General features: G+C 55.4%; 15 protein-coding genes. 3 read left to right on the top strand and 12 right to left on the bottom strand.

Annotation, left to right across the window (positions count from 1 at the left end; all coding sequences use genetic code 11):
• The gene (locus LINBF2_RS04960) at positions 1–351 is read right to left on the bottom strand and encodes a protocatechuate 4,5-dioxygenase subunit alpha (RefSeq protein ID WP_104800277.1); all 351 of its coding nucleotides are present in this window, start codon (positions 349–351) and stop codon (positions 1–3) included.
• A gap of 87 nt (positions 352–438) precedes the next feature.
• Here LINBF2_RS04960 and LINBF2_RS04955 point away from each other — a divergent pair, with 87 nt between their 5' ends.
• Entirely contained in the window at positions 439–1323 is an 885-nt protein-coding gene (locus tag LINBF2_RS04955; RefSeq protein ID WP_104800276.1) for a LysR family transcriptional regulator, read from the top strand.
• 5 nt (positions 1324–1328) lie between these two features.
• Here the strand turns inward: LINBF2_RS04955 and LINBF2_RS04950 are convergent, their stop codons facing one another.
• The 9 genes from LINBF2_RS04950 to LINBF2_RS04910 all read right to left on the bottom strand — a co-directional run bounded on the left by LINBF2_RS04950 (position 1329) and on the right by LINBF2_RS04910 (position 9235).
• Positions 1329–2330, bottom strand: coding sequence for an aldo/keto reductase (locus LINBF2_RS04950; RefSeq protein WP_281890877.1), 1002 nt, complete (start codon positions 2328–2330; stop codon positions 1329–1331).
• Positions 2327–3214: a TIM barrel protein gene (locus tag LINBF2_RS04945; RefSeq protein ID WP_104800381.1), complete on the bottom strand. Its 888-nt coding sequence runs from the start codon at positions 3212–3214 to the stop codon at positions 2327–2329. Before LINBF2_RS04945 ends, LINBF2_RS04950 begins: the two co-directional genes overlap by 4 nt.
• 11 nt (positions 3215–3225) lie before the next feature.
• On the bottom strand, positions 3226–4107 hold the full coding sequence (locus LINBF2_RS04940; protein ID WP_281890874.1) for a 4-hydroxyphenylpyruvate dioxygenase: 882 nt from the start codon (positions 4105–4107) through the stop codon (positions 3226–3228).
• Between the two features lie 33 nt (positions 4108–4140).
• Positions 4141–4992, bottom strand: a complete 852-nt coding sequence (locus tag LINBF2_RS04935; protein WP_281890872.1) for a ThiF family adenylyltransferase — start codon at positions 4990–4992, stop codon at positions 4141–4143.
• Positions 4993–4998: 6 nt separating this feature from the next.
• Entirely contained in the window at positions 4999–5442 is a 444-nt protein-coding gene (gene aroQ / locus LINBF2_RS04930; RefSeq protein ID WP_281890870.1) for a type II 3-dehydroquinate dehydratase, read from the bottom strand.
• Positions 5443–5525: 83 nt separating this feature from the next.
• A complete protein-coding gene (locus LINBF2_RS04925) occupies positions 5526–6548 on the bottom strand; it encodes a TRAP transporter substrate-binding protein (protein WP_281890868.1) in 1023 nt (340 codons plus the stop codon).
• Between the two features lie 85 nt (positions 6549–6633).
• Complete coding sequence (locus LINBF2_RS04920; protein ID WP_281890865.1) at positions 6634–7911, bottom strand: TRAP transporter large permease subunit; 1278 nt, start codon at positions 7909–7911, stop codon at positions 6634–6636.
• A 21-nt stretch (positions 7912–7932) separates the two neighbouring features.
• Positions 7933–8463 carry a TRAP transporter small permease gene (locus tag LINBF2_RS04915; protein WP_104800270.1) on the bottom strand — a complete coding sequence of 177 codons (531 nt, stop codon included), beginning with the start codon at positions 8461–8463 and terminating at the stop codon, positions 7933–7935.
• Between the two features lie 106 nt (positions 8464–8569).
• Positions 8570–9235: a TetR/AcrR family transcriptional regulator gene (locus LINBF2_RS04910; protein WP_281890862.1), complete on the bottom strand. Its 666-nt coding sequence runs from the start codon at positions 9233–9235 to the stop codon at positions 8570–8572.
• Between the two features lie 110 nt (positions 9236–9345).
• On the opposite strand from LINBF2_RS04910, the gene LINBF2_RS04905 reads away from it, so the two are divergent.
• Together LINBF2_RS04905 and LINBF2_RS04900 are read left to right on the top strand one after the other, a co-directional pair.
• Positions 9346–10083, top strand: coding sequence for a sulfite exporter TauE/SafE family protein (locus LINBF2_RS04905; RefSeq protein WP_104800268.1), 738 nt, complete (start codon positions 9346–9348; stop codon positions 10081–10083).
• Complete coding sequence (locus LINBF2_RS04900) at positions 10080–11141, top strand: Gfo/Idh/MocA family oxidoreductase (RefSeq protein ID WP_281890859.1); 1062 nt, start codon at positions 10080–10082, stop codon at positions 11139–11141. The genes LINBF2_RS04905 and LINBF2_RS04900 overlap by 4 nt, the downstream gene beginning before the upstream one ends.
• 35 nt (positions 11142–11176) lie before the next feature.
• Here the strand turns inward: LINBF2_RS04900 and LINBF2_RS04895 are convergent, their stop codons facing one another.
• Complete coding sequence (locus LINBF2_RS04895; RefSeq protein WP_281890857.1) at positions 11177–12229, bottom strand: Gfo/Idh/MocA family oxidoreductase; 1053 nt, start codon at positions 12227–12229, stop codon at positions 11177–11179.
• A 2-nt stretch (positions 12230–12231) separates the two neighbouring features.
• Entirely contained in the window at positions 12232–12993 is a 762-nt protein-coding gene (locus LINBF2_RS04890) for an ABC transporter ATP-binding protein (protein ID WP_281890855.1), read from the bottom strand.
• Position 12994 lies beyond the last annotated feature (1 nt).

The following is a 12994-nucleotide window of genomic DNA, read 5'->3' as shown; positions in this document are numbered from 1 at the left end:
TTATTGGTGGGCCGCAGCGCGCAGCTTGGCTTTGAATTCTTCTTTGGTCATGCCGGTTTGGGCAGCACCCAGGTCTTGCACGTCCAAACCCAAAATGCCGGCGAATTTCGCGAGGTAGTACACATTGCCACCAGCGGCAATCAGGCCCAAGACGTTGCGCGTGCGAATGGCATCGGCTTGTTGTGCGTTCAAGCCGTACTGCAGCATGTACGCCTCTTCATCCGCTTTAAAGGTAGCGCGGCTATCGGCGCTGTTGAACGAGTAGCACATCTTGTTGAGGGCATAGCCTTTTTGGGCTTGGTCACCGTCAAACAAAGTGGTTCCAAAAATGGGTTCAGGGTTATGGCTCATGTGTGTCTCCGTGATTGAAGTTTTTCAATGGAACGGAGTGTGGGCGTTTCAACCCATAAAATAAACAAGGCAATACTCATTTATTCCATGAAAAAATTTAATCATTTGGATTTGGACGGTCATCTGCTGCATTTGCTCAGCACCGTGATTGAGCAAGGTTCTGTCACCGCAGCCGCCAACGCACTAGGCATCACGCAGTCCGCGGTGAGCCACCAGCTCGACCGCTTGCGCGCCATCGTGGGCGACGCCTTGTTTGTCAAATCGGGGCGCGGCATTGTGCCCACGGCGCGAGCTGAAGCTTTGGCCTTGCAAGCGCAAGGGCTGCTGACTCAGCTGCAAGGATTTGTACACAGTGGTGCGTTTGAGCCTGCGCGCCTGACCCAATGTTTCACCATCGCCGCCAACGATTTGCAACGCGACTTGCTGCTACCGGGCTTGTTGAACCGCTTGCAAGCCCAAGCGCCAGGTGTCACGCTGCGCGTGGAGCCATCCGATGTGCCCAGTGCCGACATGCTGCGCGCTCAAGACTGCCAGCTGGTCATCAGCCCGCGCCCGCCAGATGCCACCGACATCAAACACAAGCGCCTGTTCGCCGACAACTACCGTGTGTTTTATGACCCGCAGATGCGCAAAGCCCCGCGCTCGCTGAAAGCCTATGAAGCGGCTGAGCACATCACCGTGGTACACCAACCGCGTCGCAGCTTAGACATTGACGAATTACTGCTTAAAAAAGGCGTGCAACGCCGTTTTGCGGCCACCCTGAGCAGCTTTGCAGGCGTGGCGGCGTTCGTGGCTGGCACGGAGCGCTTGGCCACCCTGCCCGGCTTGCTGCGTCAAGGTTTGCTGCGCGGTTTGGCAGATGCGCCCGTACCCTTTGACACGCCAGACATGCCCATGTACGCCATCTGGCATGTGCGGCACCAGCAAGACCCAGTGCATATTTGGCTGCGCGAACACTTGTTTGCTAGTTGATACGCTTAAGCAAACTCTTCGGTATCCACCTCGGAAGCATTCACCGCGTTGTAACGCGGCCCCTTCACAGTCTGCGGGTTGATGAGCGCTTCTAAGCGCTGCATCTGCTCAGCCGACAGCACCACATCAGCGGCAGCGATGTTGTCTTCGAGGTGATGGATATTTTGTGTGCCGGGAATCGGAATGAGCAAGCTGCTTTTGTGCAGCAACCAAGCCAAGGCCAATTGCGCAGGTGTACAGCCTGCTTCGCGTGCAATGGATTGGTAGGCATCGAGCAAAGGCAAATTGGCAGCATAAGTGTCTGCGTTAAAACGTGGCATGGCGCGGCGAATGTCATTGGCCGCCAAAGTACTCACATCACGCAAATCACCACACAAGAAACCACGTGCGACAGGACTGAACGCGACAAAGGTCGTGCCCAACTCTTCGCAGGCTTTGAGCACGGCAATTTCGGGGTTGCGTGTCCACAGCGAGTATTCGGTTTGCACTGCCGCAATGGGGTGCACGGCATGCGCTTTGCGCAAGGTGGTGGCAGAGACTTCGCTCAAACCAATCTCACGAATCTTGCCTGCACGTACCAGGTCGCTCAGCGCGCCTACGCTGTCTTCGATGGGCACTTGTTTGTCCCAGCGGTGCAAGTAGTACAGGTCAATCACATCGGTGCCCAAGCGCGACAAGCTGTCATCACAGTTTTTACGCAAGGTCTCGGGGCGGCCATCAATCACGCGCTTCACACCGTCAGGGAAGGACACTCCCGCCATGCCACCTTTGCTGCACAAGGTGATCTGATTGCGATGCGCTTTGAGCGCGCGACCGACCAACAACTCGTTGGTGCCAAAGCCATACAAAGCCGCCGTATCAAACATCGTCACGCCGAGGTCTAGGGCGCGTTGAATGAGAGCCTCGCCCGCTTCCGGCGCAGGTGGTGCGCCATAAGCGTGGCTGAGGTTCATGCAGCCTAGGCCAATGGCTGAAACTTGGTAGGGGCCGAGTTGACGTTGTTTCATACGGAAGCGTGTGTGCGTGTCCAAGCAGGCAATGGGGCTGAGCGGTGCAGCACGTTGTCATGCAACCATGTGGCGCTCTTGCGCGCACGCTCGGCCACAGTGGCCAAGGGCAGTTGTTGGTAGTCGTCGTTGAAGACTTCAAAGCTGTAGTCGCCACGGTAACCAATGCGGTCAAGGCGCAGCACCAAATCGGCCAAAGCCTCGCTGTGCACGCCTTCGCCCGGGAACACGCGGAAGGTACGTGCGGTGGTCATGCGGTCTTCAAAGGTGGGCGTTTCGTGCCACATGAAGTCAGACAGTTGCACCAAGAAAATTTTCTCGGGGTCAAGGTCTTCAATTGCGTCCAGCGGCGTGTTGGCCGCGAAGATGTGGAACGAGTCAATGCCAATGCCAAGGTTGGGGCAATCGGCGCGGCACACCACATCCCACGAGGTGGTGAACTCGTTGACCGTACGGCCCCAAGACAAACCTTCGTAAGCCACTTTGATGCCTAAGGGTAAGGCCATCATGGCGAGCTTTTTCAAATCGCGAGCGATGTGGTCTAAATCATCTGTCGCGTGGCGTGAGGTGGACGAACACGCCAACAACACTTTGCTGCCCGTGGCCGCGCACATCTCCAGCATCGACTTGGCGATGTCAACTTTGTAGCCATGCAAGTGACCAGACAAACCTTCAAAGTCGCGCAGCACCTGAAAACCTGTGGGGCGCAAGCCACTGGCCTGCACTGCAGCCACAGCAGCAGGCACGCCGCCAGGGTGCGTGACCAAGTCACGCGCCATGAGCATGACTTGTGAAAAGCCTGCGTCTTTCATCGCCGACAGCTTGGCTTCTAAAGAGCCCGCCATCGTGATGGTGTCCATACCGAAACCATCGAGCAAGTTCATGGCATGCCCCTTCATTGGTCTTTGTGAACCAGCTCAAACGACACTGAGCCCAAGGCGCTGCGTGTGAGCGCGCCACGGTCTTCGGGGTGCAACTGGGTGGACTCGACAAACTCCACGCCACGCGCTTTGAGTGCCGTCACCGCGGCGCCCACATCGACCGCGCCCAAACCAATGCGTTGCAAGCACTCGGGCGACTCATCGGTGTCCATCCAAGGATCGGGTTCGATGAGTTGCCACAAGAAGTTGCCGCAGGGGCTTTTCATCAACTTACCTTTGGGCAAGATGCCAAAGCGTTGCTCGTCGGGCACAAAGCTGAAATCAAACATGTGTTCAAAGTAGGCCAACCAGTCGGCACTGCGGCCTGCGCCGATGTACTGCACCACACCAAAGTAGCTCATGCCAGCGGTGGCTTCTGGGTGTTGGTCCACAGTAGGAATAGGTTTGAAATCGATGTCGTAAATCGAGAACTCTTGCCAACGGTCCACAAAGTAAAAGCGGCTGCCACCTGGGCCGTGGATGGCCGGAATGTGCAACTCCATCGCTTGCGCTTGGCTGGTCACATTCCATGCACCCAACTCCATGCAGCGGGTGTGCGCTTGCAGCGCATCGCGCACGCGGAAAGCCACAGCAGAGATGACAGGTTGGCCATCGGTGGTGGCGCTCACACGCGCATCATCGGGGCTGGCGTTGACCACCAAGTTCATACCGCCTTGGCGGTACAAGGTCACCTCACGCGAGCGGTGGCGTGCAACGGGGCGAAAGCCCATGTTTTCTAACACTTGGCCCAGCGCCTGTGGGCGGCTGGTGGCGTATTCGATGAACTCGATCCCATCCAAGCCCAAACGATTGGGCATATCGGGCACGGACTCGCGATGTTGAGATGTCAATGTCATCAAATACTCCAAGAAAAATTAATAGCTCAAAACTCAATAGCTCAGCTGCGCCACATCGCGCAGCACGTCAGCGGTGGTGGTGGGCAAGCCGAAGTATTCCAAGTAGGCAGGAATTTGCTCAAACAACATGTCCGAGCCCACCTGCACGCGGCAGCCTCGGTTTTTGGCGGCTTGCAAGAATGCAGTCATTTCGGTCTTCATCACCACCTCACCCACAAAGGCGTCGGGCGAAATGCGCGATACATCCATGGGCAAGGCATCGCCTTCGTTCATACCCATGGGCGTGGCGTTGACCACCAAGTCGTGGTCCGCAGGATCGTTCGAGCCTGTGCGCACATCGATCTGAGGGTAGTTTTGTTTCAAGCGTTGGCCCAAGGCCTCGGCAGATGCGGTGTTCACATCAAACAAGCTGATGGCGGCAATGCCTGCACCCGCGAGCGACGCCGCAATGGCGCACCCCACACCGCCAGAACCGACCACCAACACGCGCTTACCCGTGAGGTCAAAGCCCTTGCGTTGCACGCCGCGCACAAAGCCAGCGCCATCAAACATGTCGCCGACCAAACGGCCATCCGCGAGTTTTTTCACGGCATTGCAAGCACCGGCCACGCGCACGGTGGCGGTTACTTCGTCGAGCAAGCCCACCGTCACCACCTTGTGCGGCATGGTGATCAACGCACCACAAATGTTGGTGAGGCTGAACACCGACTTCAAGAACACCTGATAGTCAGGCGTTTGGCAACCCATGGGCACCACCACTGCATTGATGCCCGCACTGGCGAAGTACGGGTTGTAAATCATGGGCGACTTGAAGGAATGCGTAGGAAAACCAATGTGGGCAATCAGCTGCGTGTTGCCATTGATAGAAATGCCGTGCTTGCTCATGGTGTTTTATTTAGAAGATTGAACAGCAGACACCGCGGCACGCAAAGCCAGCTCGTAGCTGTCAGCACCAAAGCCGCAAATTTGGCCTTTCACAATTTCAGCGAAGACTGATTTGTGACGGAATTCTTCACGCGCATGGATGTTGGACATGTGCAACTCGACCACAGGGCAAGTCAACACGGCCAAGGCATCGCGTATGGCGTAGCTGTAATGGGTCCAGGCGCCGGCGTTGATGAGCACGGCGTCCACGTTGTCAAAGTAGCCTTGATGAATGCGCTCGCACATGTCGCCTTCGTGGTTGGTCTGATAGCACTCAACCTCAGCGCCGAGCTCTTTGCCCAACTTGTGCAAATTGGCATTGATCTCATCGAGTGTGATGGTGCCGTATTGCTTAGGGTCGCGTTTACCAAACATGTTGTGGTTCACGCCGTGGAGCATCAAGACTTTCATATGCAACTTCCCTTGAGAGTTTTTATATTCGTTCAACAAAAAAAGCTTCGCCGCATGCAAGCGGCGAAGCATCACGAAGTCAATTACTTGGACTTCTTGGCAGGCGCAGCTGAACGCACTTTGTCGATTTCAGCTTGCAACTCTTTCACCACGTCTTGGCCCACGTTCACGCCATGCTTGGCGGTCACAGGACGCATCTTGTCGCGCAAGATCGCCATTTCAGACTCAGGCAACTGAGTGACTTGCATGCCGTTTTTCTTGAGATTGGCCAACAAGCTGGCTTCCAAGTTACGTGCAGTTTCGCGTTGGAATTTGGCAGACTCAGTCGCCGCATCAGCCACCACTTTCTTCTCAGCAGCGCTCAAGCCATCCCAGAATTTTTTGCTGATGATCACAGACTGTGGGTTGTATTGGTGTGCTGTCAAAGCCATGTGCTTTTGCACTTCGTACAACTTGGCGCTGTTGATGGTGGGAATGGGGTTCTCTTGACCGTCCACGGCACCTTGCTCCAAAGCGGCATACACCTCTGGCCATGGCAGTGGTGTAGGGTTGGCACCCAAAGCTTTCACCCAATCCACGTTGATGGGGTTAGGAATCACGCGCAACTTCAGGCCTTCGATGTCAGACACTTTGTTGATGGCGCGCTTGCCGTTGGTCAAGTGACGGAAGCCCAGTTCGTAATAAGCCAAACCGATCAAACCTTTTTCTTCCAACTTGGCGTGCATCTTCTTACCGAAGGCGCCGTCGACCACAGCATCCGCTTCTTTGGTGGTCGCAAACATGAAGGGGAAATCGAACACGGCGAATTCTTTGACTTGGCTTGCGAAGATGCCAGAGTTCATGGAAGCCATTTCAAGAGAGCCGCCTTGGATGGCAGACACGTTGGCTTGGTCGCTGCCCAAAGTGCCACCTGGGAAGATGTTGACTTTGAGTTTGCCGCCGGAGTTCTTCTCGACGATTTCTTTGAACTTCTCCATGCCCTGAACAATGGGGTGACCCGCATTGTTCTGGTTGGCGAACTTGATGGTTTTCACTTGCGCCGAAGCGATGCCCATGGCGGCCATGGCCACAGTGGCGATCACGGTCTTGATAAATACACGTTTCATGTCAGTGTCTCCTGAAGAACTTTGCGGTCGTACGCGAATCAAGGGAACCACTGCCAGGCGTACCCGGGCTGACAGTGGAAAAGAATCAATAGAACCAGCGTGCGGGCACCATCACCAATTGTGGGAAGGCCACCATCGCAAACATGATGATGAACTGCGCCACCATGAATGGCATCACACCGCGCGTGACTTCATCCATGCTCACTTTACCAACACCGGCCACAGCATTGAGCACTGTGCCCACAGGTGGTGTGATCAAACCAATCGCATTGTTGATGATGAACAAGACGCCGAAGTACACAGGGTCAATGCCAGCAGCTTTCACCACAGGCATCAGCACAGGTGTGAGCAACAAAATCGTTGGTGTCATGTCCAAGGCGGTGCCTACCAACATGGTGATGACCATGATGGTCAGCATCAACAAACGTGGGCTGTCCAACAAGGGTTGAAGCAAAGCGACCAATTCAGCAGGCAAGTTAGCCACCGTGATCAACCAAGCAGACACCATGGCCGCTGCCACCAAGAACATCACAATCGCGCTGGTCTTGGCAGACGAAACAAACAAGGGATACAAGCTCTTCAAATTCAGCTCTTTGTACACAAAGGTCGAGATGAGCAAGGCGTACACAGCAGCCACCACCGCAGCTTCTGTCGGTGTGAACACACCGAACTTCAAACCAAACACCACGATCACAGGCAATACCAAAGCCCAAGTTGCCTCGCGCAGCGCTTCACGAATTTCGCCAAACGATTTACGTGGGGGCACGGTCACCACTTCTTGACGGGCCAACCACCACCACGTGATCCACAAAGACGCACCCAACAAAATGCCGGGCACGATGCCGGCCATGAACAATTTGGAAATCGACACGTTGCCGGCCACACCAAAAATCACAAAGCCAATGCTCGGTGGAATCACGGGCGCGATGATGCCGGCAGAGGCAATCAAGCCCGCCGAGCGGGCGCGGTCATGGCTAGCCGCCACCATCATGGGCAAGAGCAAAGAGGCCAAAGCAGCGGCATCGGCCACGGCAGAACCAGACAATGCAGCCATGATGACCGCAGCCATGATGGTCACGTAGCCCAGGCCACCTTTGATATGGCCCACACACGCCATGGCGAAGTTCACGATGCGGCGTGACAAACCACCCGCATTCATGATCTCGCCAGCCAACATGAAGAATGGCACAGCCAACAACGGGAAACTGTTGGAGCCTTCGATCAAGTTTTGCGCCAAGATTTGCGCGTCAAACATGTTCATGTGCCACATCAGCGCAGCACCGCACAACAGCAAAGAGAAGGCGATGGGGATACCCAACGCCATGGAACCCATCAGGGAAAAGAGAAATACAGCGATCGTCATGGTCTTGTTCCTTGGATGGGTTTAGTGGTTGTCGCCGTGTGGGGCTTCTTCAGACTCTTGAATCATCACCAAATCTTCGTCGCGCACGTGCCCAGTCAACAAGCGAATGAACTCTGCACTCAAAATCAAACCGCCCATCACAGCAAACAAAATGCCGGGCAAGTAAACCCAAGCCATCGAAGCCTCCATCACGGCGCTGGTGCTGTCCAAATTGATGACGGCTTGCTCATAAGCGCCCTTGAGCAAAAGCCAGCAAGCAAACAACATCAAAATGTATGACGCACCCAAGCACACCTTCTTGCCGAATGGGCCCAAGCGGCTCACCAACATGTCTGTCCCCAAATGGCCGTGCTCTTTCAGGGCCACGATGGCGCCGAGGAAGGTCATCCACACGAAAGCCCAACGCGACAGCTCTTCAGACAAGGTGATGCCTGAGTTCATGGCGTAACGCAGAAACACATTACCGAACACCAGGACCACCATCAGGGCGAGGCAAAAGGCGATCGCTGCTTCAAGCACTTTGCAGCAGCGATCCAAAATGAGGTTGAACATGAGGATGATCCTTAAAGAATATGGGTTGAAACAAAATGTACAAAACAGTTACTTTGTGACATGTTAGTGAAAACCCGCATTTAAATCACGCATAGCCAACTACCTGCTATGCCAAATTTGAATAGCTAACAAAACGCAGAACCATGTCCACCACGCTTTGGCGTCGTGCCGACAGAGCTTTGGCTGTTTGGCCGTTGCGTTTGAAAATCAAATCGAAGGTGTAGCGGTTGGAGACATTGAAAAAAGTCAACGCCGAGATAGACGCGTGGATATCAATAGGATCCAGCCCCTTGCGGAATACACCCGCCTTGACGCCACGCTTGTACAACTCTTCGATGGACTGAATGGCCGACACATTCAACTCTTGGATGAGCTTGCTTTGTGCCAAATAGCTACCGTGTTGGATGTTTTCGTTCATCACCAAACGAATGAAATCTTGGTTGCTGTGGTGGTGATCAAAAGTGAAGCCCACCAATGCTTTGAGGGCGTCGACAGGCGACAGATCGGACAAGTGCAGCTCGGACTCGGTGGCGCGAATGCGGCGATAGGCGTCTTCTAGCACAGCCAAATACAAGCCCTCTTTGCTGCCGTAGTAGTAATAGATCATGCGTTTGCTGGTGTGCGTGGCCGCTGCAATCGCGTCGATGCGTGCGCCCGCCAAGCCCTTGGCTGCAAACTCTTGGGTCGCCACGGCCAAGATCCCCGCCATCGTCCGCTCAGGATCGTTGGTGCGCTTGGGCGCTTTGCGAGAAGAATGTACCGTTTCGTTCATTATCAAAGTATAGAGTGCACAGAGCAGACATCTGTCTCCAGAAGAACCCTAGTACACAGCCAGGTGTCATCGCGTGCGTAAACTCAAGCGACGCACACACAAAACCACACATGTCATTTGATTCTTACTTCGTCTTAGCTGGTCTCGCCTCGCTCTTGGTGGGCTTGTCCAAAGGCGGATTGCCCACGGTGGGAATGCTGGCCGTCCCCCTGCTCTCACTGTTCATGTCACCGGTGAAAGCGGCGGTGTTGTTGCTGCCCATTTACATCATCTCGGATGTGGTGAGTGTGTGGCTGTATCGCAAAAATTTCAGCGCACCGAATTTAAAAATCCTCATTCCTGCCGGTGTGTTGGGTGTGTTCATTGGGTGGCTCACGGCCTCGGTGACTTCGGACAGCGCCGTGAAACTGATCATTGGCTGTATGGGCATCGGTTTTTGCCTCAACACATGGCTGCGCAAAACGCCACAAGACAAACAACCAGTCAATGCCAAGAAGGGTTGGTTCTGGGGCACGGTAGCGGGATTTACCAGCTTCATCTCGCACGCGGGAGGGCCGCCGTTTCAAATTTATGTGTTGCCACAGCGACTGCCTAAGGTTCAATTTGCAGGCACCGCCACGTTGTTGTTTGCTGTGATCAACGCGGCCAAGATTTGGCCCTACCAACTTTTGCAGCCTTACTCTTACGACGACTTGATGCGCGCCGCAGACCTGATCCCGTTCGCCTTGGTGGGCACGGTGCTGGGCGCGTACATCACCCGAAAGATTGCCGACGTTTGGTTTTACCGCTTGGTGCAAGCGGGCCTGTTTGCGGTATCCCTCAAACTCATTGCAGATGTTGTTCTATGACCACCTCACATCACACCTCTTTACGCACTGCCCCATTGCGCTTGGGCATCCTGGGTTGCGCCAACATTGCCAAACAATTTACACGCGATGTGCACGGCAGCAAGCAGGTGTCCATCCAAGCCGTGGCCAGCCGCGACTTAACCAAAGCGCAAGCCTTCGCGCAGAGCTTTGACATCGCACGCGCTCACGGCAGCTACGAGGCGCTGCTAACTGATGCTGCGCTAGACGCCATCTACCTCCCGCTGCCCAACAGCCTGCATGCCGAGTGGGCCATTCGCGCCATGCAAGCGGGCAAACATGTGTTGTGCGAAAAACCGCTGGCACTCAACTTGGGCGAAATCACACGCATGTTTGAAGTCGCGCGCCAACAAGGCGTGATGTTGTTAGAGGCTTATCCCTATTGGTTCCAACCCCAAACCCGCGACTTGTTGGCGTGTTTGAGCCACGACAAGATTGGCGAGGTGCGCAGCATGCAAGCCAGCTTTGGCTTCACCGTGGGTAACACCGACACCAACATCCGCATGAAGCCTGACCTCGGCGGCGGTGCCCTGCTGGACGCAGGCTGCTATCCACTGAGCTTGATTCGTTTGGTCATGGGCTGCGCCCCCGAACGTGTGATGGCCCATGCCACGTGGGCTGACACGGGCGTGGACATCAGCCTGATGGCCACCTTGTTTTACGCTGATGGCCGACGTGCGCAGATGTCTTGCGCCATGGACACCGCCAACCACCGACGCGCCACCATCGTGGGCTCACACGGCACGGTCGAGACCGAATACCTCAACCACACCAGCGACTCGCACACGCACCCTTGGGGCTACTTGCCCAGCCAAATGCGCGTGCGCCAAGGCGTTGCCAACAGCATTCCGTTTGAAGACGTGCATTCAGCGTCAGGCAGTGGTTTCCGCTTTGCCGCAGAAGCCTTTGCCCAGGTGGTGCGCGCGGGTGACATGGCCGCCATCGAACGCACAGCAATGGCGAGCCACGACATTGCCGCCACCTTGGATGCGATTCAAGCCAGCGCGAAAACGGGACACATGGTGCGATTGAGCCGCTGAGTGCCAGCCGGCGCAACACGCCCTGCGCGCCAAGTTCAAGTTTCGCTTAAGCGAACGGTTTGCTGATTTGCCGCCGCCTGCGCAATGGCTTCGACGACCCGTAAGTTTTGCAAGCCGTCGTGCGCGCTCACCAGAGGTTCTTCCGCACCTTGGATCACACGGATGAAGTGGTCCATCTGCAAACGCAAGGGATCTTCTCGCTCTAACGCCACAGTGCTACTTTGGTAAGGCTTGAACCACGAACGGTCTTCAGCTTTGCCGTAGGTTTTCAAGCGCATGGTGGGCACAGACAAACTGCCCATCGTTCCTGCAATGACGTAACAGTCTTCATCGTCATAGCTGGCGTAGGCTTTGTTCTCTTGGCTGGTTTGCTCCCAACTCTGCGCCGATGCCGCTGTGTCGGAGAGCATGAATGACGCCAACACACCCGATGCAAAACGGAACGTGATGGATGCCGTGTCTTCCACCGCAAAGCCACGCACCGCATTCGAGGTCATGGCCTGCACTTGCGCGATCTCACCGCACAACATGCGCAAGTTGTGAATCTCGTGAATGAGGTTGATCAGAATTGGGCCACCGCCCACCTCACACCGCCAAGGCGCTTGCGTGAAGTAGTCATCGGGCTTGTAAAACATGGCACTGCCAACCACGCTCACCAACTGCCCCAAACGCCCCTCGTCAATCACCGCTTGGGCTTGACGCATGATGGGGCTGTGGGCTCGGTGGTGACCGATCAACACCTTGGCTTGATGCGCTTGCGTGGCTTGCACCAGCTTTTGTGCATCGGCCACGGTGTGTGCGATCGGCTTCTCCACCAACACCGGCACACCTGCGGCAATGCACTGCAGGGCTTGCGGCACATGCATGGCATTGGGTGTTGCCAGAATCACGCCGTCTGGCGAGACAGCAGCCAGCAGTTGGTCCAAGGTGGCAAACCAAGGCACGCCATGCTCTTGAGCCAAGGCTTGCGCAGCCTCAGACGGATCGGCAATGGCGCTCAATCGGCACTGCGAAGATTGCGCAATGACGGCGATGTGAGCGCGACCAATCACGCCCGCACCAGCGACCGCGATGTTCACTGGGGGCATGCTTAAACGGTCGCTGCTGCTGCCGTGGTGGTGTGTGCACCACCCAAGAACAAACGTTCCATTTGTGGATCAGCCAAAATTTCAGCGGCTGATTTGTACAGCACCAAACGACCAGACTCCAAAGCAATCGCGTTGTCTGAGTACTTGAGCGCACTCTTCACGTTTTGCTCCACCATCAGCACCGTGGTGCCTTGGTCAGCCAACTTGCGCAAGAGCTTGAACACGTCTTGCACCACCATGGGCGACAAACCGATCGAGGGTTCATCAATCAACAAAACTTTGGGACGCAGCAACAAAGCGCGACCAATTTCAAGTTGCTTTTGTTCACCACCCGAGAGAGAAGATGCCAAGGAGTTCATGCGCTCTTTCACGCGCGGGAAAAATTCCAGCACTTCAGGAATGCGCTCGTGCGTGGTCTTCATGCCCAGCGTGATGCCGCCCAACTCTAGGTTTTCGTAGACCGAGAGTTGACCAAACAAATTGCGACCTTGCGGCACAAAGGCAATGCCACGCGCGAGCAAGTCTTTTTGTGTGGCGCCAGTGATGTCATCGCCATTCAAACGAATCTTGCCTTGGCGCGGCGTGAGCAAACCAAACAAGGTTTTGAGCACGGTCGACTTGCCAGCGCCGTTGGGTCCAATCAACAAGGTGATGGAGCCCTTGGGCACAGAAAACGACAGGTTGTTCAAGATCATGAAATCTTTGTAGCCTGCCACCACATCGTCAAATTCGATGCACGGTGTTGTGTTGTTATGTGTTGTCATG

This window comes from Limnohabitans sp. TEGF004 (assembly GCF_027924965.1).
Lineage (GTDB): Bacteria > Pseudomonadota > Gammaproteobacteria > Burkholderiales > Burkholderiaceae_C > Limnohabitans.
This window is presented reverse-complemented; position numbering and strand designations above follow the sequence as displayed.